Source organism: Streptomyces sp. NPDC090994 (assembly GCF_044768905.1).
Classification (GTDB): Bacteria; Actinomycetota; Actinomycetes; order Streptomycetales; family Streptomycetaceae; genus Streptomyces.
This window is the reverse complement of sequence record NZ_JBIVWS010000001.1, coordinates 281,506-304,639: the sequence shown is the minus strand read 5'-3', so window position 1 is coordinate 304,639 and position 23,134 is coordinate 281,506. Positions and strand designations below refer to the sequence as shown.

At 70.5% G+C, this 23,134-nt stretch carries 24 protein-coding genes and 2 pseudogenes; 12 read left to right on the top strand and 14 right to left on the bottom strand.

Annotated elements, in window-relative coordinates; translation table 11 throughout:
* Window positions 1-35 precede the first annotated feature (35 nt).
* Entirely contained in the window at window positions 36-569 is a 534-nt protein-coding gene (locus ACIQR3_RS01420; protein ID WP_403532652.1) for an SMI1/KNR4 family protein, read from the bottom strand.
* A gap of 285 nt (window positions 570-854) precedes the next feature.
* On the opposite strand from ACIQR3_RS01420, the gene ACIQR3_RS01415 reads away from it, so the two are divergent.
* The gene (locus tag ACIQR3_RS01415; protein ID WP_403532650.1) at window positions 855-1,391 is read left to right on the top strand and encodes a hypothetical protein; all 537 of its coding nucleotides are present in this window, start codon (window positions 855-857) and stop codon (window positions 1,389-1,391) included.
* A gap of 147 nt (window positions 1,392-1,538) precedes the next feature.
* Here ACIQR3_RS01415 and ACIQR3_RS01410 read toward each other — a convergent pair whose 3' ends face one another.
* From ACIQR3_RS01410 to ACIQR3_RS01395, 4 genes are all read right to left on the bottom strand, one after another.
* Complete coding sequence (locus ACIQR3_RS01410) at window positions 1,539-2,084, bottom strand: HAD domain-containing protein (RefSeq protein WP_403532648.1); 546 nt, start codon at window positions 2,082-2,084, stop codon at window positions 1,539-1,541.
* A 35-nt stretch (window positions 2,085-2,119) separates the two neighbouring features.
* Complete coding sequence (locus ACIQR3_RS01405) at window positions 2,120-2,812, bottom strand: class I SAM-dependent methyltransferase (RefSeq protein WP_403532647.1); 693 nt, start codon at window positions 2,810-2,812, stop codon at window positions 2,120-2,122.
* 2 nt (window positions 2,813-2,814) lie between these two features.
* Complete coding sequence (locus tag ACIQR3_RS01400; RefSeq protein ID WP_403532645.1) at window positions 2,815-3,726, bottom strand: aminoglycoside phosphotransferase family protein; 912 nt, start codon at window positions 3,724-3,726, stop codon at window positions 2,815-2,817.
* Window positions 3,727-3,804: 78 nt separating this feature from the next.
* Window positions 3,805-4,554 carry a hypothetical protein gene (locus tag ACIQR3_RS01395; protein WP_403532643.1) on the bottom strand — a complete coding sequence of 250 codons (750 nt, stop codon included), beginning with the start codon at window positions 4,552-4,554 and terminating at the stop codon, window positions 3,805-3,807.
* A gap of 221 nt (window positions 4,555-4,775) precedes the next feature.
* Here ACIQR3_RS01395 and ACIQR3_RS01390 point away from each other — a divergent pair, with 221 nt between their 5' ends.
* The 3 genes from ACIQR3_RS01390 (at window position 4,776) to ACIQR3_RS01380 (ending at window position 8,504) form a co-directional block, all read left to right on the top strand.
* Window positions 4,776-6,131 (top strand): tetratricopeptide repeat protein, encoded by a 1,356-nt coding sequence (locus ACIQR3_RS01390; RefSeq protein ID WP_403532641.1) that lies wholly within the window; start codon window positions 4,776-4,778, stop codon window positions 6,129-6,131.
* Between the two features lies 1 nt (window position 6,132).
* Window positions 6,133-6,669: an NUDIX domain-containing protein gene (locus ACIQR3_RS01385; protein ID WP_030616583.1), complete on the top strand. Its 537-nt coding sequence runs from the start codon at window positions 6,133-6,135 to the stop codon at window positions 6,667-6,669.
* A gap of 101 nt (window positions 6,670-6,770) precedes the next feature.
* Window positions 6,771-8,504, top strand: a complete 1,734-nt coding sequence (locus ACIQR3_RS01380; protein WP_403532639.1) for an AIPR family protein — start codon at window positions 6,771-6,773, stop codon at window positions 8,502-8,504.
* Here the strand turns inward: ACIQR3_RS01380 and ACIQR3_RS01375 are convergent.
* From ACIQR3_RS01375 to ACIQR3_RS01345, 7 genes and pseudogenes are all read right to left on the bottom strand, one after another.
* Window positions 8,495-8,767, bottom strand: a complete 273-nt coding sequence (locus ACIQR3_RS01375) for a CPCC family cysteine-rich protein (protein ID WP_403532637.1) — start codon at window positions 8,765-8,767, stop codon at window positions 8,495-8,497. The two genes, ACIQR3_RS01380 and ACIQR3_RS01375, sit on opposite strands and share 10 nt — an antisense overlap.
* A gap of 349 nt (window positions 8,768-9,116) precedes the next feature.
* On the bottom strand, window positions 9,117-9,509 hold the full coding sequence (locus tag ACIQR3_RS01370) for a twitching motility protein PilT (protein ID WP_403532636.1): 393 nt from the start codon (window positions 9,507-9,509) through the stop codon (window positions 9,117-9,119).
* Window positions 9,506-9,772, bottom strand: coding sequence for a hypothetical protein (locus ACIQR3_RS01365; RefSeq protein ID WP_403533933.1), 267 nt, complete (start codon window positions 9,770-9,772; stop codon window positions 9,506-9,508). The genes ACIQR3_RS01370 and ACIQR3_RS01365 overlap by 4 nt, the downstream gene beginning before the upstream one ends.
* A 93-nt stretch (window positions 9,773-9,865) precedes the next feature.
* A pseudogene (locus tag ACIQR3_RS01360) lies at window positions 9,866-9,958 on the bottom strand (hypothetical protein); the annotation flags it as partial.
* Between the two features lie 13 nt (window positions 9,959-9,971).
* Window positions 9,972-10,118, bottom strand: a pseudogene (locus tag ACIQR3_RS01355) (hypothetical protein); the annotation flags it as partial.
* A 3-nt stretch (window positions 10,119-10,121) separates the two neighbouring features.
* Window positions 10,122-10,364, bottom strand: a complete 243-nt coding sequence (locus tag ACIQR3_RS01350) for a CPCC family cysteine-rich protein (protein ID WP_403533930.1) — start codon at window positions 10,362-10,364, stop codon at window positions 10,122-10,124.
* Between the two features lie 195 nt (window positions 10,365-10,559).
* Complete coding sequence (locus ACIQR3_RS01345) at window positions 10,560-11,144, bottom strand: hypothetical protein (protein ID WP_403532634.1); 585 nt, start codon at window positions 11,142-11,144, stop codon at window positions 10,560-10,562.
* 155 nt (window positions 11,145-11,299) lie between these two features.
* Between ACIQR3_RS01345 and ACIQR3_RS01340 the strand changes: the two genes are divergently transcribed.
* The 8 genes from ACIQR3_RS01340 to ACIQR3_RS01305 all read left to right on the top strand — a co-directional run bounded on the left by ACIQR3_RS01340 (window position 11,300) and on the right by ACIQR3_RS01305 (window position 20,444).
* Complete coding sequence (locus ACIQR3_RS01340) at window positions 11,300-11,881, top strand: TetR/AcrR family transcriptional regulator (protein WP_403532632.1); 582 nt, start codon at window positions 11,300-11,302, stop codon at window positions 11,879-11,881.
* A gap of 166 nt (window positions 11,882-12,047) precedes the next feature.
* Window positions 12,048-13,163, top strand: coding sequence for a DUF4190 domain-containing protein (locus ACIQR3_RS01335; RefSeq protein ID WP_403532630.1), 1,116 nt, complete (start codon window positions 12,048-12,050; stop codon window positions 13,161-13,163).
* Window positions 13,164-13,323: 160 nt separating this feature from the next.
* A complete protein-coding gene (locus tag ACIQR3_RS01330) occupies window positions 13,324-14,076 on the top strand; it encodes a GntR family transcriptional regulator (RefSeq protein ID WP_403532628.1) in 753 nt (250 codons plus the stop codon).
* A 383-nt stretch (window positions 14,077-14,459) separates the two neighbouring features.
* Window positions 14,460-14,648, top strand: a complete 189-nt coding sequence (locus ACIQR3_RS01325; RefSeq protein WP_215164422.1) for an SPOR domain-containing protein — start codon at window positions 14,460-14,462, stop codon at window positions 14,646-14,648.
* A gap of 211 nt (window positions 14,649-14,859) precedes the next feature.
* Complete coding sequence (locus ACIQR3_RS01320) at window positions 14,860-15,279, top strand: (deoxy)nucleoside triphosphate pyrophosphohydrolase (protein ID WP_403532626.1); 420 nt, start codon at window positions 14,860-14,862, stop codon at window positions 15,277-15,279.
* Between the two features lie 149 nt (window positions 15,280-15,428).
* Entirely contained in the window at window positions 15,429-15,878 is a 450-nt protein-coding gene (locus ACIQR3_RS01315; RefSeq protein WP_403532624.1) for an ATP-binding protein, read from the top strand.
* Window positions 15,879-16,074: 196 nt separating this feature from the next.
* Window positions 16,075-18,933, top strand: coding sequence for a SpoIIE family protein phosphatase (locus ACIQR3_RS01310; protein WP_403532622.1), 2,859 nt, complete (start codon window positions 16,075-16,077; stop codon window positions 18,931-18,933).
* 110 nt (window positions 18,934-19,043) lie between these two features.
* Complete coding sequence (locus ACIQR3_RS01305) at window positions 19,044-20,444, top strand: glycoside hydrolase family 18 protein (RefSeq protein ID WP_403532621.1); 1,401 nt, start codon at window positions 19,044-19,046, stop codon at window positions 20,442-20,444.
* On the opposite strand, the gene ACIQR3_RS01300 is transcribed toward ACIQR3_RS01305, so the two are convergent.
* Entirely contained in the window at window positions 20,422-21,195 is a 774-nt protein-coding gene (locus ACIQR3_RS01300; protein ID WP_403532619.1) for a succinate dehydrogenase/fumarate reductase iron-sulfur subunit, read from the bottom strand. The genes ACIQR3_RS01305 and ACIQR3_RS01300 overlap by 23 nt on opposite strands.
* Complete coding sequence (locus ACIQR3_RS01295) at window positions 21,192-23,126, bottom strand: fumarate reductase/succinate dehydrogenase flavoprotein subunit (protein WP_403532617.1); 1,935 nt, start codon at window positions 23,124-23,126, stop codon at window positions 21,192-21,194. Before ACIQR3_RS01295 ends, ACIQR3_RS01300 begins: the two co-directional genes overlap by 4 nt.
* Window positions 23,127-23,134 lie beyond the last annotated feature (8 nt).

Genomic DNA, 23,134 nt, shown 5'->3' with positions numbered 1-23,134 from the left:
TCGCCACACGTCCTAGCGGGGGCATCGGGCCGGGTTCAACGGCAAAGCTTCATGAGGGTGCCGTCGAAGTCGGGAAACTCTCGTGTGGCCTGCGCGATGATCGCCGCTGCCGACGCTCGACGGTCCGGAGCGAATTGCTCCGCGATGTCCATCAGGTCGCGATTGACCTGCGGAGCCCAATCGGGCTCGGGCTCATACGAGGTGGCTGCTTCCCACGGGCCGAAGCCGTCAGCCAGCAGCCACAGGAAGGCACCCAGGTCGCGAGCGACGACGCCGGTCTCCCCTTCGGAGCCCAGAAAGACAACGGGCTGCTCTATCAGTTCCCGACCTGGACGAACCAGCCAGAACGCTGCGTTCCCGCCGGTGCCGTCCTGGCCGAATACGCGGAAGCCGTCGCCGTTCAGCTCGCCGTTGCCTGTCCACGCGCGGAACCACTCGGTGGTCTCATCGGCAGTCAGGAAGGACTCGTAGGGTTCGAAGTCGACACCATCCTCGCCAATGCACTCGAGCCGGACCGTCATGGCAGCGGCGAGCGCGGCGGGGAACTGGCGATCTCCGTTCGCGATCATGCGAGCAGAGTAGCGATTGGTTTGAGCTTGGCAGCACCGCCTCCGGCTACCAAAGCCTCCCCTCCCTGGGCGTCACTGCCTCGCGCTCTTTGCCATCGCCGCATCCCTCATCGATATCGCCGTCGCAGCAGATGAGCTGGACGGACCGCGCGCAGATGCTGACCATGCCGGCGTTGTCAGCGGCAGCCCATAGGGTGCGCCCAACATCTCGAAGGAGGAACTGCCGTGGGGTTCTCGGGCCACCTCGTCTTTGCTCGCAGTAACTGCCCTCTGCTGGACGCTCCCGTGTTCGACAGACTCGACGAAGAAGTCAAGGCCACCGTGCACACATGGGAGTCACGGCCGGATGGCTGGCAGACGCTCCAGTTCGATTACGGGACATGGGACGACGCGAACCTGCCCGCCCTGACTGAGTGGAGCGGGGCACCGGCCTGCGTCGCTGACGTCTCCGACAGTTCCCTCGCCCTCGTGACCGGGCTGGACAGCACCGGACAGCGCTGGCAGACATGGCTCAACGTGGACATCGCCGCCAGGCTCCTGGTCAAGGAGCCCGAAGACCTCGATGATCAACTCCTTTGGCTGGACACGCCGGAGTTCCACGACGCCGTTAGACATAAGCGCGCCGAGCTCGAAGCGGATATCCCCACCGACGCCGCGGGCGCCGTCGCCTGGGCCGCAACCGCCGGTATCCCGGTCACGCCACAGACGGCCAGAATCGAAGAGCTGCTTCGCTCACACGAGACCTTCGCAGAAGACCTCTTCAGCACGCTACTCGACCAGCTGGGCTTCCCCCTGGCCGCTCAGCCCTCGCCTGAGCCATGAAAGCGACGCCCGAAACACGCTGAGCGCACGCAGCCGCGAGACCAGGTTCGCTGCCATCCCATTCAGAAACTGAACGGCGCCCATGCAGGCAGGGCCCACAGCACACCTTGGTGCCCTCGCTGCTCGTGGCAGTGAGGGCACCAGTGGTCAGGCGGCGCGGGCTGTGGGTAACCGCGAGACCCATGTCGTGAGCTCGGCCAGGTGCTCGGGCTGCAGCCCGAGGTGTGGGTCGGGCTGAACGAGGAGGGTCGCCGATCCCTTCGCGGTGCGCTCCGCCGCCCAGGCGTGGTCGAGGTCGGTGAAGTCGTCGTCGATCCAGACGGCGGGTGCGTCTGCCAGCCAGGCGTCGACGTGGTCGCGCTTCCAGAGGTAGCCGTTGGGATGGCTGGTAGTGATCTGGGGATGCGGAAGGTCGACGTGCGGTAGAGGCGGGAGACCGAGGAGCGGTCCGATCAGGGTGGCGGCGTCCTGCCGCCAGCTGGTGCACCAGACCGGCGTGACCAGACCCGTACGGATCACGTCCATGAGCAGGCGGCCGTGGTCGGGGTTGAGCCAGACGGTGACCGGGTTGTCAGCGCTCCGACCGGTGGGGACGACGTCGTGGCGGGCGTGGGTGGCCGGGGTCGAGCCGTCCGCGTTGGGGAAGGGTATGAGGACGCCGTCGATGTCGAGGAGCAGGTAGGGCGAGCGCATCGGTTCCTCCAAGGGAAGCCGGGGCGAGCGGCTGGTCAGAACTTGCGGGCGCGGATCAGCAGGGTGGTCGGCCAGTGGCCCATGCGGGGGTCGTGGAACTCCTGGGCAGAGGTGAGCCAGAAGCCCGCTCGGCTGAGGTGCTTCTCCCACCGGTCCGTGGAGAACTCCCAGCGCGCGATGGGGAGGCGGGTGCGGTCGGGGAGGGTGACGTGGTCGCGGCGGGGACGGTCGTCGCCGGAGGGGCTTCGGCCGCCACGTTGCGGGTGGGGGACGGAGAAGGCGAGCACTCGTCCGGGCGTGAGGCGCTGGGCGACAGCCGGGAGCAGGAGCTCGGGGGCGACGAGGCCGACGGCGCCGAAGACGGAGTAGATCGCGTCGAACTGCTCGTCGGAGGCGTGCAGGTAGTGCAGGGCGTGGCCGGCGACGAAGGTGAGGTTGTTCAGCCGTCCGTAGTGGGAGCGGGCGCGGCGGACCTGGAGGCCGACCAGGTCGACGCCGGTGACGTGAGCGCCGTGGCGGGTGGCGAGGTGGGCGGCGTTGTGACCAGGGCCGCAGCCGAGTTCCAGGAGTCGCTTGCCGCGCAGGTCAGGCCCGAGGATCTCGGCGCCGGGCCCTTGGCCGGGTCTCGTGGTCCATTCCATCCGGGCGGGTACGGAGAGGGGTTCGGCGAGTCCGGCGGCGGTGCGCTGGGCGGCGTGGGCATGCCATGGGGATGCCTGGGCGAGCAAGGTCAGATCTCCAGGAGGTGGAGGACGTCAGTGAGGTGGCGGCGGACGGCCTTGATGTAGGCGGGGTCGGTGGCCGGGTCGTCGATCCAGCGGACGGCCTGCTCCATGAACCACTCGACGGCCCACATGCGGTGCCAGCCCAGGGCCCAGTTCTCGGCGGTGAGCCCGCCGCGCGGGGCGAGGGCGTCGGGGGTGCCGCCGGCGGTGACGTACTGCTCCAGGAAGATGCGCAGGCGTACGGGGTGCGGGGGCTCGATGGTGCCGTGCCAGCTGGCGAGGTCGAGCAGGCCGGGGCCGGTGAAGGCGCGGGCGAAGTCGAGCAGCCGCCAGCCGCGCTCGCCGATGTGGAGGCTGGTGGGGTGGAACTCGGAGTGGACCCAGCCGAACGGTTCCAGCGTCGCTCCGGCCGAGCGGGCCTCGGCGGCCTGGGCGATCTGGTCGAGCGCGTCCGCGACGTCGTCGGCGTCCGGCCACCGGTCGGCCTTGCGCAGCCGTTCGAGGTGTTCCAGCGCCCGGGCCGGCAGCGTCCGCAGCCGCTGCTGGTCGAGGACGGGCAAGGGCGGAGCCGTACGGGTTCCGTGCAGGATCACGGCCGCGGCGACGCCGTCGAGGTCGTCGGCCTCGCGGGCGGACGGTCCGAGGTTCTCCATGAGCATGCCGAGCCAGCCGTCCAGGACGGCGGAGGCGTGGACCTGGGGGACGGGTACGCCGAGGGCGTGGGCCAGGCGGAGGGCCTGGGCCTCGCTGTCGAACGGCTTCTTGGCGTACTTGAAGATGGCCGTGGTGCCGTCGGGGAAGGTCACGCACTCGACGCCGGACATGGACCACACACGTACCTCCTCCCGTACGGCGGTGGTCTGGCCGGTCGCGGTGAGCAGGTTGTCGAGGAGTTCGGCGCTGGGGTTCGTGGTCACCTGGAGGCTCCTGGGAGGGGTGGTGGCGTCCGGGGTGGGCGAGGGATGCCGGCCCGCCCCGGAGCCTGATCGGGTGGGTTACGCGGCGGGGTTCACGCGGTGGGTGTAGACCTGCTCGATCCAGCCCGCCTTGAACGCGGCGAGGTCGTCACGGAAGTTCGCCATCGAGGCACCGTAGGGCGCGACCACACCGCCGGACTGGTCCGGCACGGACTGGCAGCCGTGCACGAGCCGGCCACCGAGCGCGGCGTGGGCCTTGACGGACTCGATCCGGCGGTGCTCGTTGAACCAGCCGCCGTGGTAGACCTCATCGAGCATCCCGCCCATCTCGTCGTCCAGGTCGAAGACGACGGAGGTGGCGGCGGGGAAGAACCAGCACGGGCCGACGTTGGAGATGTGACCGTCCAGCTCGACCTTGTTGAGCGCCATGAACGTGGCCGCCTCGCGGAGCATCCGCAGGTGGTCGGCGGTGATCTGCGGCAGGCCGAGGCCGGCCAGGTGCTCGTCGCGGAAGAGGTACGCGTACACCTCGTACGCGGTGGCCAGAACGCGGGCCGCGTCGGAGGTCGACTCGCTGTGCTGCTTGATGAAGTCGAGCGCGAGCTGCTCGACCGCGCTCCCGGTTGTCTCGTCCACGTTCAGGAGCTGGGCCTTGACCAGCTCCCAGTCGGCGACGAGCCACGTGTTCGACTCGAAGCGGAAGAAGTACTCGGCCGGGTCGATGGTGATGCGCCGGCCGTCGACCTGGATGCCGGGCAGGCGGCTCCATCGCGGGTCGAATGCCTCGGGCAGCTCGACCGTGATGGCCGTGGTGTCGATGGTGGTCACCGTGTCTCCGTCTCTGATTGGCCGGGTTCGGGCACAGGAATGCCCGAGCCTGGTGTGGGCGTACGGAACTTCGGGGTGCCGCCCGGACCAAGGGGGAGCCTGGATCACGGTCGCGCCGTTCCGGGCGGCTGCTGATAAGTGAACCGGCGGTCACGCTGAGTGGGTACGGTGGAAGGCAGTTGAAGCGGTATACGCGGTTTACAGCTCCGGTGGAGGCGATCGTGGCGGCGCCGAGAGAACCCAACTCCCGTCTGCGTGACGTCATCGCGGCGGTCGACTGCACCTACGAGGCCCTCGCCAGAGACGTACGGCGCATCGCCGCCGAGAACGGCGAGATTTTCCAGACCAACAAGTCGGCCATCTCCCACTGGGTGAACGGCACCCGTGCCCCGTCAGGCCGAGTAGGCCAGTACCTCGCCGAAGCGCTGTCCCGTCGAGCGGGGCGCACGATCACCCAGACCGAGATCGGCTTCCAGGCCAGCGATGACGAAGCGCCGGCGGAATCCGACCCCGTCCTCGCGGCTACCGACCTGGGCCGGGCTGACGTCGAGCGCCGCCGCTTCCTTGCCATCGCGGCCTTCACCACCGCCGGCGTCGCCATGCCACTCGGCTACGACCACGAAGCCACTGCCCGCATGCTCCGCGCCCGCACCGGCACGTCCCAGGTCGGGGCGGAGGACGTGGACGTCGTACGTCAGATCACCGCGGCCTTCAGTGCGGCCGACGAGCGCCTCGGCGGCGGGCACGGCCTGACCACCGTCACCGCGTACCTTGCCGACACCGCCGCCCCCATGCTGCGCGGACGCTTCCCCAACGAAGCCTTACGCCGGGCCGCCTTCGGCGCCGTCGCCGAACTCGCCTACCTCGCCGGATGGAAGCACCACGACCTCGGCCAGGAAGGCGCCGCCCAGCGCTACTACCAGGTCGGCTACAAGCTCGCCTGCGAAGCCGACCCCCACGGCCACGCAGCCTGGATGATGCGCGCCCTCGCCCACCAGGCCCTGAGCCTCAAACAGCCCCACCACTGCGTCGACCTCGTTAAAGGCGCCCTGCGACGCGGTCTCGGCCACGTCGACGGCCAGACCGAGGCCCTCCTCCACATCACTCACGCCCGCGCCTACGCCGCCACCGACGAGAATTCGTCGGCCGCACGCGCCCTGCTCGCCGCCGAGGACGCCCTCCTCCGTGACGACGGCCCTCAGCCCAGCTACTCCCGCGTGAGCGGCCCGGCCGTCGGCACCGTGGCCAGCCACACCGCCCGCACCCTGACCGACCTCGCGGACCACATCGGCACCGAACAGCAGCACCGCGACGCCCTCACCCGCTGGGACCCCGAGAGGTACAAGCGCGTCCACGCCCTCACCCACGCCGACCTCGGCGACAGCCTCGCCGCTCAGGCCCGCGCAGACGAGGCCGTCGCCGCCTGGACCCAGGCCCTGGTCCTCATGGAGGGCATGACCTCCGACCGGACCCGTAAGGCAATCACCTCAATCCGCTCCACGCTCGCGGTCTACCAGCGCCGCCGCGTTCCCGGTGCCGCCGATCTCGCCCGCCGCGCCCGCGAGGCCCTCGCCTAACATGCCCAACAACCCGCCCGACGAAGGGAACACCGTGGCCCAGCAGACCAACGACCAGCCGAAGGCCCTCAAGCCGGCGCTCGAATCGATGACCCTGCTGGTCGCCGCCGTCATCGTCCACGACAAGGCCACCAACCGCGTCGTCCTCCTCCAACGCAGCGAGAACGCCAAGTTCGCCCAGGGCATGTGGGACCTCCCCGTCGGCAAGAGCGAGCCGGGCGAACCCATCACCGAAACTGCGGTGCGCGAGCTCTACGAGGAGACGGGCCTCACGGTGAAGCCCGAGTCTCTCAAGGTCGCCCACATCATCCACGGAGCCTGGGGCGTCGAAGCCCCCAACGGCTTCCTCACGGTCGTCTTCGCCGCCCACGAATGGACTGGCGAACCCGAGAACCGCGAACCCCGCAAGCACTCCCAGGTCCGCTGGGTCGACGCCAACGCCATCCCCGACGCCTTCGTAGACACCACGGCAAGTGCTCTCAGCCACTACCTGGATGGAGGCGCCCAAGTTTCACTTGATGGCTGGCTGCAGGTGTAGCGAGCAGAAAGAATGAGGGTTGACCTCAATCGATAGGCCGAAAACAAGCAGACGCGCCGAAATGCTATCCCCTAAAACAGAATTCAAGGACGGCGGAGCTAATGACTAGCAATGACCTGGTTCTCATCGATCAGCTCCTCAAGCAGCGACAGCAGGAGCGAGTAACTCCGCTCGCCGATGACAAAGCGTTCGAAGTTTTTGCTTGCGAACAGGCGGTGACTCTCGGAGAACTGTCGCTGGAGGAAATCGAGGCAGGAGTTCTCGGAGGCGGTGACGACGGGGCTATCGACGGGGTCTATGTCTTCCTGGGTGAACAACTGCTGATGGAAGATAGCGAAGTCCTCGGGGAAGATTTCAAGGCGACGACTGTTGAGCGAGGCACGCGGCTGACACTTTGGATGGTTCAGGCCAAGACTACTCCGTCATTTACGGAAACTGCCCTCGATCTGGTTTCCTCGTCTGCTCGTCGCCTTCTCGACTTGTCCGCGTCTGAAGAGGACTTGCGTCAGCTCTATAATGATTCTGTTGTTGAGCGGGTTGGGCGGTTCCGTACCGCATTGCGGGCGCTGGCCACGAGGCATCCGAAAATTGAAATCCGGTTCTCGTATGTAACGCGCGGTGACACTGAGACGGTTAATGCTAAAGTCCTAATCAAGGTGCGCGACTTGGAGTCGCAATTCTCCAGGGTTATGTCCGGGGCAGTGGGGAAAGTGGAGCTTCTGGGGGCGGCAGAACTCTGGAAGCGCGCCAACTCTGCACCCTCCTACACTTTGACACTCCCCTTCCAGGAAAGTATCACGCATGGTACTAGCCATATCGTGCTAGTCAAGATTCGAGACTACCTGGCATTCTTGCGTGATGAGGATGGTTCTCTGCGGCGCCATATCTTTGACTGGAATGTGCGTGACTATCAAGGCGAAGTCGAAGTAAATCGCGAGATTCGAGCCTCGTTAGTAGATGATAATGCTCCTCAGTTCTGGTGGCTTAATAACGGTGTCACCATCGTGTGTTCCCGGGTTTCCACCGTGGGTAAGGAGCACTCTCTCGATGACGTGCAAATTGTCAATGGCTTGCAGACCTCTCACACCTTGCACCGAACGCTAGAAGAGCTGGCTGTTAGTGACGCAGAACACCCTGCGCTCGAACGCTTGCTCCAGGTCCGGGTGCTGGTGACGGGGGATGCCAGCGTCCGCGACAAGGTAATTCGAGCCACGAACCGTCAGACCAGCGTTCCGGTCGCTTCATTGCATGCCACGGATGAAATTCAGCGCCAGATCGAGAAATATTTCCTGGAAAATGACTGGTTCTACGATCGCCGTAAGAATTACTACCGAAATCAGGGTCGACCTGCAGGTCGAGTGGTAAGTATCCCGCTGCTGGCTCAGGCTGTTATGGCGATGGGGCTCAGTCAGCCACATAACTCTCGCTCTCGGCCATCCAGTCTGCTCAAGGATGATACCGATTATAAGCGAATCTTCTCCGCCGACATTCCCCTCAACGTCTACCTATGGCTTGCGCGGACTCAGAGCGAGGTAGATTCCTTCCTCTCGTCTGAGGCCGCCGGTGCTCCTGCGGCCGAGCGAACCAACCTGCGCTTTCACTTGGCCATGCTGGCTGTGGCTGAACTGCTGGGTCGACGGGTCCGTAGCCCGAAGCAACTCAAGCAACTTGCCACTGATGATCGGCACAGTACCCCGGAGCTTCTTTTGACGCAGCTGCAGTTCCTTCGTGGTCACTTTGAGGAGCACGCCAGCCGTACTGGCGACACGCAGGACAAGATTGCCAAGCGTTCCGATTTTGTGGAATCTCTTCTCGGAGCAGCCGGCTACCTCTGAGTATTTGGGCCAGTCCAGAGAGCGTGCGTGGCAGCGTCGGCGCTACTCCGTGTGAAATGGATAAACTGGTCGCAGGCGCCGAAGTCCTGGTGATTCCGCTGGGCCTTGATCAGGGAGACCTGGTTCGCGCCGCCGCCCATGGTCGGCTGGCGGAACTGGACCCCGTCGTCCTCCCAGAAGCAGACGGGGCAGATCTCGTACGAGCCGGGCATCGCGTCCAGCACGCGGTGCCCGCAGCAGGGACAGGGGCAGCGGTCGTTCACCTGGGCAGTCTCCTTACCGGTCCCGCCGGTGTGCCATGGATTTCTCTGCCTCAGGCCCCGGCCAGTCCGCAGCCAGTCCGCAGGACACCCGTAAACGGCCGTCGGGAGCCAACGCACGTCAACGAGGAATCCCAGGTCAGCGCCCTGCTCGGGGCTCCGCCGCAGGTCAGGATCAGTCCCCAAACATTCCGCTTCAACGTGTGATCGGGAAAACGCAGTACGGCAATGAAGTGTGTGGAACGGGGTCGCGCCCTCTCGGGAGTTCGGCCCCTTCCCGCAGCGTCGTCCGCCAGTTCGGGCAGTCCGGTCTCAGAGCCTGTACGAGCTGGTCGTCGCAGACGATCAGTGCTCAGACGGTGCGGACGACAGGGGCGGGTTTGGTGTCCTGGGCGTCGATGAGAGTGCGGATGTCGTTCGGGTCCGACGTCCAGATGATGGCACCGAGGCCGGCCGCCATCGTCACGACGGTGGCATCGACGATGTCGGTGGTGCCGGCCTTGCCGCAGAGGATGCCTGCGGCTTTGGCGGTTTCGAGGCCGACGGGTACGACGTTGCACCCGGCGAGGAACTTGCCGAGTCTGACCTGGCGGCGGGAGTCCCGCCAAGCCTGACTGACGACGACGGACGGGATGTGGATGTCCCGTCCGTCGTCGAGGGCCAGGCTGTGGCGGGCCCACATGCGTCGGTCGTCGTTGTCGATGGCGATGAGTGCCCCGGCGTCGTACAGGTAGGGGATGTTCACGCGGCCGAGGCTCCCGAGCTGCTGAGGTACTCGGCGTCGGCGGCGGCCAGGTCCGAGCGGGCGGCAGCGAGCTCTTCCGGGGTGAAGGCGCCGTGTTCTGCCTGCCATTCCTGGATGACGGCCCGGCCGGCCCGCAAGCGCAGCTCGCGTTCGGCTGCCCCGGCGACGAGGCGGGAGAGCGGGATGCCTTCTTCCTCGGCGGCTCCGGCCAAGGCTTCGACCAGTGCTTCGTCGAGAGTGATAGTCACCTTCTTGGTAGCCATATCACCACCATAGCGCGGTATGGCCTGGGGGTGGCCGTTGAGACGTCGCCTACGTCGCCCACCGACGCGTTCGCGGAACGCTTCGCGTCGGCCTACGCCGATCAGCCATGCGGCGGTGAGGCGTGAACGCCATTTCGTACCTGAGGAGGGCTTCCAGTTCCTCGTCGGTGATCGCGGCGGCGTCATCGATCAGGTGTCGGGTGGAGCGTGTGGTGTGCCACCAGCGGGGGCTCAGGATCCGCCCGCCGTTCGGTACGAGGTAGCGCGGGAGGCCTCCGTACGTCCTGGTCACGTAGCTCCCGACCACATGGCCGCAGTCGGTTTGTTCGGGGTGCTGGGACGGCATCGGTCACCTCTGTGGGTACGGGCGGCACGGTCGGGTCATCGAGCCGCTGGACGGTCTCGCGACGCGGGTGGTCATGAGCGGTCCCGGTGCCAAAAGGTGGGGAGCCACCAGCAGAGCACCGAGCTGTCTGTGAGCCAGGGGGCGCGGTCCTCGGCGGACGGAGGGCGGACGTACCGTCGGCCGGCGGAACTGGATCCCGTCGTCCTCCCAGAAGCAGACGGGGCAGATCCCGTGCGAGCCGGGCAGGGCGTCGAGTATGCGGTGCCCGCAGCAGGGGCAGGGGTGGAGGTCGCGCTCACTTGCGCAGTGTTGCCGCGGGGCCGGCCGGCGCCACGGATTTCTCCGCCTCGGTGCTTCGGCCGGTTCGCGGTCGGCTCCCGGCCGGTCCGGTGGTGTCGGAGCCCGTCGGGCCGTTCTCCGGTTCGGGCAGCTGGGCCGGGGTCAGGCGCCGCCGTCCGCGCGCCTCAGGCGGAGGGCGGAGGCGAGGAAGAAGACGCCGCCGAGGAAGGCGTAACCGGCGAGGCTGCCCAGGGCGGCGCCGTCCTTGCCCGCCTGTGCGAAGAAGGACGCGCCGGCGAGGGTGGAGATGGCGCCGCTGGCGATCATCGGCCACTGGCCGCCCAGCCGGCGGCGGGCGGCGCCGACGGCGAGCTGGACGAGCCCCGCCGTGACGGCCCAGGCGCCCCAGACGCGCAGGACCGCGGGGATGCCGGACGTGGCGGCGACGGCGAGGCCGATGCCGGTGAGGGTGCTGAGCGCGATGTTGAGGTACAGGCCGCGGACCGGACCGTCGTTCGCGCGGGCGGACCGGACGTCGACGACGGCGCACGCCACGTCGAACAGCGGATAGAGCACCAGCAGCGGCACGCTCAGCGGGCCCAGGGCGTCGGCGGTCGCGAACAGCAGGGCGGCCCAGACGGCGGCGAACCCGAAGCGCAGGAAGTACAGCTTCCGCAGTGTTGAGGAGACGTCGGTGGCGGGAGCGGCGGGGATGGTGGCGGTGGTGGTGTCGAGGCGGGAGTTCATCGGGTGCCTTTCAGTGACAGGGAAGTGGCGCGGGGCGGGACTGCTCTCAACGAACGGAGAGAGGGAGAACGTTCGGTCTCTTTTTCACTCAAGAGGACTCCGCGGCCCCTGTCAAGACCGAACGTTCTCCCTCATCTCTTGGTAGCCTCGGAGCCATGCGGCAGGGCACAGAAGGCGGCAGCACGTCCGAGGCGCGGGCCCGGCTGCTCGGTACGGCGGCGAGGGTCTTCTACGCGGAGGGCATCCACTCCGTCGGCGTCGACCGGATCATCGCGGAGGCGCAGGTGACCCGGGCGACGCTGTACCGGCACTTCGCGGGCAAGGAGGACCTCGTCCTCGCCTACCTCGACCAGGCCGACCGGGGAATCCGGGCGCAGGTCGAGGCCGCGCTGGCGGGCGGCGGGCCGGCGGAGGACCGGATCCGGGCCGTCAGCCGTTCGATCGCCGAAGGCATCCGGTCCCCCGGCTTCCGCGGCTGCGCCTTCCTCAACGCGGTGGCCGAGTATCCCGACCCCGCCCACCCGATCCACCAGGCCGTACTGGCCCACCGGGCCTGGTTCCTGGACACGGTCACGGAACTGCTGGCGGAGAACGGCCACCGGCCCGCCGACGCGGCCGGCCGGCACCTCGTCATGCTCCGGGACGGCGCCATGGCGGCCGGCTGTCTCTTCGACCCGGAGCTGGTCTGCGAGACCTTCCTGCAAGGAGTGGAAGGGCTGTTGCGGGCCTCGCGGTGACGCCGCCGCTCCCGCTCCGGAGGGGCCCGTTCCGCCGTCCTCACCAGGCAAACGACTCCGCGTGCCCGCCGCCGGGCGCTTACGATGCGCCCAGCCGTACGGCAGGCAGCGGTACGGCATGTCCGCGGACGCCTGCGCGCCGCCGTCCGAGTCAGGAGCACGGTACGTGTCCATACCGCCGCCGCCCCACCCGCACCCGGCCTGGGGCCGGCCCTACGCGCCGCCGCCCCGCCAGGCGCCCGTCAACGGGATCGCCATCTCCGCCCTCGTGCTCGGCCTGCTGTGCTTCCTGCCGGCCGTCGGACTGGTGCTGGGGCTGATCGCGCTCAGTCAGATCAGGCGGCGGGGCGAGCGCGGCACGGGGTTCGCCGTGGCCGGGGCGGTGGTGTCCTCGGTGGGGCTGGTGCTGTGGGCGGTGGCGCTCACCACGGGGGGCGCGTCCGCCTTCTGGCAGGGGTTCAGGGAGGCGGCGAGCGGCGAGGGCACCGCGTACGCCCTCGACGCCGGCCAGTGCTTCGACACCCCCGACGGCTCACTGGGCGGCGTGACGTACGACATCGACGAGGTGCCCTGCTCCGGTGCGCACGACGGTGAGGTGTTCGCCGCCTTCGACCTGGCCGACGGGCCCTTCCCGGGGGACGACTCGGTCGCGCGCACGGCTGACGACAAGTGCTACGCGCTGCGCACCGGTTACGCCATGGACGCCTGGGCCGTGCCCTCGAACGTCGACATCTACTACCTCACGCCGACCCGGCAGAGCTGGCGGGCGGGCGACCGGGAGGTCACCTGCCTGTTCGGCGGCGCCGAGGAGGGCGACGTCCTGACCGGCTCGCTGCGCAACGACGAGACGACGCTCGACGCCGACCAGGTCTCCTTCCTGAAGGCGGCCGAACTCCTCGACGAGGCGCTGGAGTCCGAGCCCGCGACCGCGTACATCGAGGACGACCTGCCGGGGCACCGGGAGTGGGCGGGCCGGATGGAGAGCGCGCTCGCCGAACAGGGCCGGCGGCTGCGCGGGCACACCTGGCCGGCCGGTGCCGAGCAGCCGGTCGCCGACCTGGCCGAGGACCTGGACGCGGCCCGCGAGGAATGGGCCGCGGCCACGAAGGCCACCGACGCGGACACCTTCTACGAGCACTACGACACCGGGTACGACCTGATCGCCCCCTCCGCCTCGGTCGCCGCGCGCGAGGCGCTGGGGCTGGCCGCCACCCCGCCGGCGTACCAGGAGGGCGACGCGGGGGAGGGGACGGACGGGGACGGCCCCGGCTTCGAGGTGTGAGACCAGGAGGGGGACGGGTGAGGCCCCCGGGAAACTCCCGGGCAAAACCCGTCGCCGCCGTATGTCATCACATCGAGTGATTCTCTGGCCTTTGCTTGCCTGGTACAACCTACGGTTGCCACGCTGTTGCTGTCTGTACAACCTGATGGGAGAGCGGCCAGTGGCATTCGGTGAGCAGCCGGCGTATCTGCGTGTCGCGGGGGATCTGCGCAAGAAGATCGTCGACGGCCTGCTGCCGCCCCACACCCGCCTGCCCTCCCAGGCCAGGATCCGCGAGGAGTACGGCGTCTCGGACACCGTCGCGCTGGAGGCCCGCAAGGTCCTCATGGCCGAGGGCCTGGTCGAGGGCCGCTCCGGCTCGGGGACGTATGTGCGCGAGCGTCCGGTGCCCCGGCGCATCGCCCGCTCCGGTTACCGGCCGGCCGGCGGGGCCACGCCCTACCGGCAGGAGCAGGCCGACGCCGAGGTGCGCGGCACCTGGGAGTCCAGCAGCGAGCAGACCGAGGCGGGCGTCGGCGTCGCCGATCGGCTCGGCATCAAGCCCGGCGAGCGCGTGATGCGCACCAAGTACGTCTTCCGCGAGGGCGGCGACGCGGTCATGCTCTCCACCTCCTGGGAGCCGCTGGCCGTCACCGGCCGCACGCCCGTGATGCTGCCCGAGGAGGGCCCGCTCGGCGGAATGGGTGTCGTCGAGCGCATGGCCGCCATCGACATCGTCGTGGACAACGTCACCGAGGAGGTCGGCGCCCGCCCCGGCCTCGCGGAGGAACTGCTCACCCTGGGCGGGGTCCCCGGCCATGTCGTCCTGGTCGTCCAGCGCACGTTCTACGCGTCCGGCCTCGCGGTCGAGACGGCCGACGTGGTGGTCCTGGCGGACCGGTTCCGGGTGGCGTACCACCTGCCGGTGAAGTAGCCCCGTTCCGAGGGCGGACGTACGGGACGTACGGCGTCCAGGGCGCCGGTGTGAGATGGCGCACGCCGCCCGCGCCTCTCGCGCCCCTGGAGGTGTGCCGCCTCCGCCTCCCCGAGGCCCGCCGCTCCCGGCGGTGACGGGGTGATCCGGCCGTTCCCGCAGGTGGGCCAGACGAGCCCGGCGGACGCCCCGACCCGATACGCCGACGCCCGGCCGGGGCGCGTTCGGCGTGCGCGCCCCTGCCTCCTGACCGGCCGCATGCCTCTTTGTGAAAAGCCGTATTCGGTGCGTGAAGGTAGGGCGTAAGGTCGGGCATATGCGGACTGCGGTTTCCTTGGCGGGCGGGGTGCGCGACGGCCATGGACGCGAAGTGGAGGGGCGCGATGAATGACGGCACGGTCACTCTGCCCTGGCTTGTCGTGCGGCAGGACGACAACGGCCATCGCTACCGGGTGGGCCGGTACGCGACCCGGGCCGAGGCCCAGAAGATCGCGGACAGCCTCGGGGGCCGCGGCGCCCAGCAGATGTACTGGGTCGAGCGGATCGGACAGAACGGGACCGCGGCCGACTGACGGCCTCCGACTGACGGCCTCCGACCGACGGCCTCCGACCGACGACCGCGGGTTGACGACGGCTGATCGGCGAGGGCCGGCCGACGGGGTCCACGATGCCCGCCGGACGGGCGTTGAGGTGCCGGCGGGTCATGTCCCGTGACGCCGGCCGTGCGCGGCCCCGCGGCCTCGGCCGCGCGGGGGTTGCGTGCCCTCCCGTAGGCTCCGGCGCATGACGGAACGGATCGTGGTCGGGGCCGCCCTGTTCGACGGCGGGCGCCTGCTCGCCGCGCGCCGCAGCGCACCGGCCGGACTCGCCGGACGGTGGGAGCTGCCCGGCGGCAAGGTGGAGGAGGGCGAGACGCCCGAGGCCGCGCTCGTGCGGGAACTGCGCGAGGAACTCGGTGTGGACGCCCGGACCGGTGACCGGGTTCCGGGACGGTGGCCGCTGAGGTCCCCGTACGTCCTGGAGGTGTGGACCGCGCGCCTGCTCCCCGGCTCCGCCGCCCCCCAGCCGCTCCAGGACCACGACGAACTGCGCTGGCTGACCCCCGCCGAGATCTGGGACGTGCCCTGGCTCGACCAGGACGTGCCGGCCGTCCGCCGGGTGCTCGCCCACCTCGCGGTGCCGGGGGAGTCCGGCGCGGCGTAGTCCAGCGCGCACCCTCTCGCGTACTCCTCGTGTGACCCGGTGGGCGCCCCCTGTGCGATCCGGGGCATGTCTCCTACGCCGGTCGTGCCACAGTGCGCCCCTCCGGGCGGTACTCGACGCGGCAAATCGGGTATGGGCCCATTAACCCCATGAAAACGGACGGACGTGAGTGGGTCTCCAGCGGCCGGGGAGTGAGCGGAGTGATCGGCACCGAGGGCGACTGCGCCGAGTGGGTCTTCCCCGCGGAACCGGACGCCGTCGGCGCCGCGCGCTCCCTGGTGCGCGGCCGGCTGAACGACTGGGGCCTCGACGGCGTCGGCGACATCACCGTCCTGCTCGTCAGCGAACTGGTCACCAACGCCCTGCGGCACGCCACCGGCCCCATCGGGGTCCGGCTGGTCGCGCCCGACGGACCGGACGGCGTGCTGCGCGTGGAGGTCTCCGACCCGCTCCCCGACCTGCCCCACGAGCGGCCCGTCCGCCCCGAGGACGAGAGCGGCCGGGGCCTGCACATGGTCGCCACCGCCGCGCGCCGCTGGGGAACGCGGCCCGGGGCGGCGGGCAAGACGGTGTGGTTCGAACTCGCCCCGACCGGGTGAGCGCCCGTCACGCTCCGTATCGGTGCCTCCGTGACACCCACCGTTGCCGAAGTACGTGGTTCGATGACGTGTCCGCTGGTTAGAAGACTGGAAGTGTTGTCACGGTCCGGTCCGGAAAGCACAGGGACCGTGCTGTGATCGTGAACACCGTGTTGTGCGGCGCCGTAGTGCTGGATACTGCGGACAGCCGCCCCCGGTGACCGGTGCCGGACGCGGTGAGCTGGAGGGGACGGTTCGCGTGAGCGAGATACCAGCGAGGGCCACGGGGTCCAAGGCGCCCAAGGTGTCCGAGGAATCCACGGTGTCCGAGGGACCCGTGGTGTCCGAGGGATCCAGGGAGACCGAGGGCGCGCCGGACGGCGTGCGGCCCGGCGCCGCGGGCGGGGCCGTGGTGCCCGCGGGACAGTTGCCCGCGGGACAGGTGTCCGCGGGCCGGGTGCCCGCCGGCCGGGTGTCCGCGGGCCGGGACGAGACCCTGCCCGGCGACACCATGTGGCAGAGCAGTCCGCCCGGCTCCATCTACGACTACATCAAGGTCGCCTCCTTCTCCATCGGACCCGACGGGCTGGTGGACCAGTGGAGTCTGCGCGCCGAGCAGCTCTTCGGCATCCCCGCGCAACGGGCCCTCGGCACCGACCCCATCGACGTCTTCATCGACCCCGACCTGCGCGAGCGCGGCCAGCGCAAGATGGCCGAGATCCTCGACGGACGCGAGTGGACCGGCGTCGTCCCCTTCCGGGTACCGCACGGCGAGGGCGGGGAGTGCGGCAAGCGCGGCCTCGCCGAGGTCTACGTCATGCCGACCCGGACCCGGGACGGCGAGAAGGCCGCCGTCTGCATCGTCGTCGACGTCCGCACCCTGCGCAGCATCGAGACCGACCTTGCCGCCTCGCAGTCCATTTTCGGTCAATCTCCGTTCGGTTTCCTGCTGATAGACCACGACCTGAAGGTGCGCCGCGCCAACCAGCGGTTCGCCTCCGTCTTCGGCGGCACCCCCGAGGACCACCGCGGCCGGGGCGTCCACGACTACCTGCCGCGCGGCGAGGGCGACCGGGTCGCCGCGACCCTGCGCCGGGTGCTGGAGACCGGCGAGTCCATCACCGACATGCACGTCACCGGCTTCCGGCCCGGCTCCGACGAGCGCCGCCACTGGTCGGTCAACCTGTACCGGGTGCACAGCGGTTCGGGCCGCCCCATCGGGGTCGCCTGGCTCGGCACGGACGTCACCGCCCGCCGTGCCGCCGCCCGCGAGGCCGCCGCCGCCCGCCGCAACCTCGCCCTCCTCAACGACGCCGGCGCCCGCATCGGCACCTCCCTCGACCTGGAGACCACCGCCCGCGAACTCCTCGACGTCGTCGTCCCCGGCTTCTGCGACCTGGCCACCGTCGACCTCTACCAGGGACTGCTGACCGGCGACGAGACACCGCCCGGCCTCGCCGACGGCAGCGCCGAACTGCGCCGCGTCGCCTACGCCAGCGCCGTCGCCGACGTGCCCTTCCTCGGCACCGGGACGCGCGTCCAGGTCGGCGCCGTCCATCACTACCCCTTCACCTCGCCCTGCGCCGACGCCCTGCGCACCGGCCGCCCGCGCACCGTCCCGGCCGAGGAGGGCGGCCTGGTGCAGTCCACGCTCGCCGTGCCGATGGTCGCCCACGACACGGTGGTGGGCCTCGCGCAGTTCGCCCGGACCAAGGGCAGCGAGCCGTTCGGCGACCGCGACCGCGGGCTCGCCGTGGAACTGGCCGCCCGCGCCGCCGTCTGCATCGACAACGCCCGCCTCTACCGCCGCGAGCACGAGCGGGCGCTGATCCTCCAGCGGTCCCTGCTGCCGCCCGGCGACCCGGAGGCGTCCGGCCTCGACATCGCCTGCCGCTATCTGCCCGGCAACGCGGCCACCGGCCGGCCCAGCGAGGTCGGCGGCGACTGGTTCGACGTCATCGAACTCCCCGGGCACCGCACCGCGCTGGTCGTCGGCGACGTCATGGGCCGCGGGCTGCGGGCCGCCGTCGCGATGGGCGAACTGCGCACCGCCGTACGGACGCTGGCCCAGCTCGACCTCGAACCGGCCGAGGTCCTCGCCCAGTTGGACGAGATCGCCCGGGGCCTCGGCGCCCCCGGCGGCCCCTCGCAGGCGTTCGCGGGCGGGGTCCGGCAGGCCACCCGGTCCGCCCGCCGCCCCCGCGAGGCCGACCTCTCCGAGGTGTACCTCGCGACCTGCGTCTACGCCGTCTACGACTCCGTCACCAGGCGCTGCACCTTCGCCAACGCCGGCCACCTGCCGCCCGTCCTGGTCGAGCCGGGCGAGCCCGCCCTGATGCTGGACGTACCGCCCGGCCTGCCGCTGGGCGTCGGCGGGGAGCCCTTCGAGGAGGTGGAGGTCGAACTCCCCGAGGGCGCGCTGCTCGCGCTCTACACCGACGGGCTGGTCGAGAGCCGCGACCATCCGCTGGACGAGGGGCTCCAGGCGTTCGTGGGCGCGCTGACCGGTCCGGCCCGCCCCTCGGCCGCGCCGCCCCGCGCCGACACCCACCGGGACCTGGAGGACGTCTGCGACCACGTCCTGCACACCCTCGACTCGCACCACGGCGAGGACGACATCGCGCTGCTCATGGCCCGGGTGCAGGGGCTGCCCGCCGAGTCCGTCGGCGACTGGGCGCTGCCGCGCGAGCCGCGCAGCGTGGGCCGGGCCCGGGAGTACGCCCGCGCCCAGCTGACCGAGTGGGACCTGGAACCGCTCGTCGACACCACGGAACTGCTGGTGAGCGAGCTGGTCACCAACGCCCTGCGGTACGGCGAGGGCGAGATCAGGCTCCGCCTCCTGCTCGACCGCACCCTGGTCTGCGAGGTCTGGGACTCGGGCCTGGTCCAGCCGCGCCGCCGCCGCGCCCGCGACACCGACGAGGGCGGCCGGGGCCTGCAACTGGTCGGGCTGCTCAGCGCCGCGTGGGGGTCACGGCGTACGCCGCGCGGCAAGACGGTGTGGTTCGAACTCCCGCTGCCGGGCGGCGACTCCGGCCTGCCCGACCCGGCGGAGGCGCTGCTCAGCCTGTTCTGAGCCGGTGCGGGCCCCGCCGGGGCCGTGTCCCGGGCCGCAACCGGCACCGCCGCGTCCGTCGTCCCCGCCGGTGACACCTGCCACCGGGGCGGGGCGACGAAGGGCGCGGCATGGAACAGCCGACCGACGGCACGGACACCCCGCGCCGGGGGCAGCGGACGGAGACGGCCACGCCCGCCGGGGCCCCCGAGGCCGGGGCCGCCGAGGCCGGGGCCCCCGGGGCCGGGGCTGCCGAGGCCGGGGCCGGGGCTGCCGAGGCGGTGGCCTCCGGGCCCGAAGCGCCGCCCGAGCCCGAGCCCGAGGCCCACAAGGCCAGGCCCCCCGAGCCCGAGGCCCCCGACGCCCCCGAGACCGACACCGCCGACACCACCGACACCACCGACACCGCCGACACCGCCGACACCACCGAAGCCCCCGGCACTCCCGACGCCCCCGACACCACCGAAGCCCCCGGCACTCCCGACGCCCCCGAGCCCCGCACCCCCCGAAGACCCTGGCCCCGCCGCCTCCGCCGTACCGCCCTCGTGCTCGCGCTCGTCCTCCTCGTCCCCGTCCTCGCCGCCCAGGCCGCCCTGCGCGTCAGCTACGCCGGTGAACCGGCCGACGGCACCCGGACCCGGCACCAGGACGCCCTCTGGCTCGGTCACGCCTGGGTCGACGGGCGGAAGACGGACGCCGACCTCGCCGCCCTCGGCCGACGGCTCGCCACCACCGGCATCCGCGACCTCTACGTCCACACCGGCCCCCTGGAACACGACGGCACCCTCCCCCGCGCCCGCTACCCGAAGGCCCACTGGCTGACCGACGCCGTCCACGAGGAACTGCCCGGCGTCCGCGTCCACGCCTGGCTCGGCGACGTCCTCGCCACCGAGACCCCGGACGGCATGCGGCTGGAGCGGGCCGGGACCCGCGCCGCCGTCGTCCGCTCGGCCGGGCAGATCCTCGACGAGGGCTTCGACGGCGTCCACTTCGACCTGGAACCCGCCCACTCCGGCAACGGCGACTACCTCGCCCTCCTCGACGCCGCGCGCCGGGTGACGGACGAGCGCAACGTCGTACTCTCCGTGGCCGCCCACCAGATCGACCCGCTGCCGGCCCTGCACTCCGTCGCGGGCGCCCTCACCGGCCACCCCAAGTGGTGGTCGCAGGAGTACTTCGGGCAGGTCGCCCGCCGGGTCGACCAGATCGCCGTCATGTCGTACGACACCGCGCAGCCCCTGCAGAGCACCTACGGCGGTTACGTGGCCCGGCAGACCTCGCTCGCCCTGGAGGTCACCCCGCCCACCACCGACCTGCTGATGGGCCTGCCCTTCTACTACGAGAGCGACCCCTCCCACTGGGGCCACGCCGAGACCGTCCCCGCCGCCGTGCGCGGCGTCCGCCTCGGCCTGTCCCGCACGGACCCCGGCCGGGAGAACTTCGGCGTCGCCCTGTACGTCGACTTCGCCGCGACCGAGGCCGACTGGCGGGCGTACCGCGAGGGCTGGGTCAGCGCTCCCGGCGCCTCCTGATCTTGGAGCCGAGCCAGACCAGCGGGTCGTACGTGCGGTCGACGGCCCGCTCCTTCAGGGGGATCAGCGCGTTGTCCGTGATCCTGATGCCCTCGGGGCAGACCTCCGTGCAGCACTTGGTGATGTTGCAGTAGCCGAGGCCGTGCTCGTCCTGGGCGGTCTTCTTGCGGTCCAGGCCGGTCGACTCGGCCGCGTCCAGCGGGTGCATGTCCAGCTCGGCGACGCGCATCAGGAAGCGCGGGCCCGCGAACGCCGGTTTGTTCTCCTCGTGGTCCCGGACCACATGGCAGGTGTCCTGGCACAGGAAGCACTCGATGCACTTGCGGAACTCCTGCGGCCGGTCCACGTCCTCCTGCATCATGCGGTACTCGCCGGGCCCGACCCCGGCGGGCGGCACGAAGGCCGGGACCTCGCGGGCCTTGGCGTAGTTGAAGCCGACGTCCGTCACCAGGTCCCGTACGACCGGGAAGGCGCGCAGCGGCGTGACGGTGATCGTCTCCTCGCGGGTGAAGACCGACATCCGGGTCATGCACAGCAGCCGGGGCCGCCCGTTGATCTCGGCGGAGCAGGAACCGCACTTGCCGGCCTTGCAGTTCCAGCGGACGGCCAGGTCGGGGGCCTGGGTGGCCTGGAGGCGGTGGATGATGTCGAGGACCACCTCCCCCTCGTTCACCTCGACCGTGAAGTCCTCCAGCGCGCCGCCCCCGGTGTCGCCCCGCCACACCCGGAACCGTGCCTCGTAACCGCTCATCGGTACAGCTCCTCGTCGGCGAGGTACTTGGCCAGCTCTTCCTTCTCGAACAGGGCGAGCAGGTCGGGACGGACCGGCTCGGTGGTCTCCCGGTGCAGGGTGATCTGGCCGCGCACCGGGTCCGTCGCCGCCAGGCCGCCCGTCGGGTCGGTCAGCCGGCAGAGCAGGTTGACGTTGCGCCACCGGCGGTCCATCGCGGCGTGGTCCTCGCGGGTGTGGCCGCCGCGCGACTCGGTGCGCTCCAGCGCGGCCCGCGCCACGCACTCGCTGACCAGCAGCATGTTGCGCAGGTCCAGGGCGAGGTGCCAGCCCGGGTTGAACTGCCGGTGCCCCTCGACGCCGGCCCGCCGGGCCCGTACCCGCAGCTCGGCGAGTTTCTCCAGGGCCCGCTCCATCTCGGCTTCCCGGCGGATGATGCCGACCAGGTCGTTCATGGTCTGCTGGAGTTCCTGGTGGAGGGTGTACGGGTTCTCCGGGGGCCCGCCGGCCGGTTCCCCCGTCTCCGCCTCCGCCGAGAACGGGCGCAGCGCCTCGGCGGCGGCCGAGCCGATGTCCTCCTCGGCCGTGCGGGGCCGTTCCCGGCCGAGCGCGTACTCGGCGGCGTGCCACCCCGCCCGCCGCCCGAACACCAGCAGGTCGGAGAGGGAGTTGCCGCCGAGCCGGTTGGAGCCGTGCATCCCGCCGGCCACCTCGCCGGCCGCGTACAGCCCCGGCACCCCGCGCGCGGCGGCGGTGTCGGAGTCGACGGCGATGCCGCCCATCACGTAGTGGCAGGTGGGCCCGACCTCCATCGCCTCCGCCGTGATGTCGACGTCGGCCAGCTCCTTGAACTGGTGGTACATCGACGGCAGTCGCCGCTTGACGACCTCCGCGGACATCCGCGTCGACACGTCGAGGAAGACACCGCCGTGCGGGGAGCCCCGGCCCTCCTTCACCTCGCTGTTGATGGCGCGGGCGACCTCGTCGCGGGGGAGCAGTTCGGGGGGCCGCCGGTTGCGGTCCGGGTCGTCGTACCAGCGGTCGGCCTCGGCCTCGGACTCGGCGTACTTCTCCTTGAAGACGTCCGGGATGTAGTCGAACATGAACCGCTTGCCCTCGGAGTTCCTGAGCACCCCGCCGTCCCCGCGCACCGACTCGGTGACCAGGATGCCCTTCACGGACGGGGGCCAGACCATGCCCGTGGGGTGGAACTGCACGAACTCCATGTTCAGCAGCGGGGCGCCCGCGAGCAGGGCGAGGGCGTGTCCGTCGCCGGTGTACTCCCACGAGTTCGACGTCACCTTGAAGGACTTGCCGATGCCGCCGGTGGCGATCACCACGGCGGGGGCCTCCAGGACGAAGAAACGGCCGGTCTCGCGCTCGTAGGCGAAGACGCCCGAGACACGTGAGCCGTCCTTCAGGACGCGGGTGACCGTGCACTCCTGGAAGACCTTCAGCCGGGACTCGTAGGCGCCGGTCTCGCGGTGGTCCTCCTGCTGGAGGGCGACGACCTTCTGCTGGAGGGTGCGGATCAGTTCCAGGCCGGTGCGGTCGCCGACGTGGGCCAGGCGCGGGTACTCGTGGCCGCCGAAGTTGCGCTGCGAGATCCGGCCGTCCTTCGTACGGTCGAACAGGGCGCCCCAGGTCTCCAGCTCCCAGACCCGGTCCGGGGCCTCCTTGGCGTGCAGCTCGGCCATCCGCCACTGGTTGAGGAACTTGCCGCCGCGCAGGGTGTCCCGGAAGTGGACCTGCCAGCTGTCGCGCTCGTTGGCGTTGCCCATCGCCGCCGCGATGCCGCCCTCGGCCATCACCGTGTGCGCCTTGCCGAACAGCGACTTGCAGATCACCGCCGTACGGGCGCCCCGCTCGCGCGCCTCGATCGCGGCGCGCAGCCCGGCGCCGCCCGCGCCGACCACGACGACGTCCCACTCCTGGCGATCGACCACGGACATCAGAAGCA

Coding starts and splice junctions, on each gene's coding strand:
- ACIQR3_RS01420 (WP_403532652.1), bottom strand. CDS start 569: ATGATCGCGAACGGAGATCGCCAGTTCCCCGCCGCGCTCGCCGCTGCC.
- ACIQR3_RS01410 (WP_403532648.1), bottom strand. CDS start 2,084: ATGCGCTCGCCCTACCTGCTCCTCGACATCGACGGCGTCCTCATACCC.
- ACIQR3_RS01385 (WP_030616583.1), top strand. CDS start 6,133: ATGCCCAACAACCCGCCCGACGAAGGGAACACCGTGGCCCAGCAGACC.
- ACIQR3_RS01380 (WP_403532639.1), top strand. CDS start 6,771: ATGACTAGCAATGACCTGGTTCTCATCGATCAGCTCCTCAAGCAGCGA.
- ACIQR3_RS01365 (WP_403533933.1), bottom strand. CDS start 9,772: ATGGCTACCAAGAAGGTGACTATCACTCTCGACGAAGCACTGGTCGAA.
- ACIQR3_RS01345 (WP_403532634.1), bottom strand. CDS start 11,144: ATGAACTCCCGCCTCGACACCACCACCGCCACCATCCCCGCCGCTCCC.
- ACIQR3_RS01340 (WP_403532632.1), top strand. CDS start 11,300: ATGCGGCAGGGCACAGAAGGCGGCAGCACGTCCGAGGCGCGGGCCCGG.
- ACIQR3_RS01325 (WP_215164422.1), top strand. CDS start 14,460: ATGAATGACGGCACGGTCACTCTGCCCTGGCTTGTCGTGCGGCAGGAC.
- ACIQR3_RS01320 (WP_403532626.1), top strand. CDS start 14,860: ATGACGGAACGGATCGTGGTCGGGGCCGCCCTGTTCGACGGCGGGCGC.
- ACIQR3_RS01315 (WP_403532624.1), top strand. CDS start 15,429: ATGAAAACGGACGGACGTGAGTGGGTCTCCAGCGGCCGGGGAGTGAGC.
- ACIQR3_RS01305 (WP_403532621.1), top strand. CDS start 19,044: ATGGAACAGCCGACCGACGGCACGGACACCCCGCGCCGGGGGCAGCGG.
- ACIQR3_RS01300 (WP_403532619.1), bottom strand. CDS start 21,195: ATGAGCGGTTACGAGGCACGGTTCCGGGTGTGGCGGGGCGACACCGGG.
- ACIQR3_RS01295 (WP_403532617.1), bottom strand. CDS start 23,126: ATGTCCGTGGTCGATCGCCAGGAGTGGGACGTCGTCGTGGTCGGCGCG.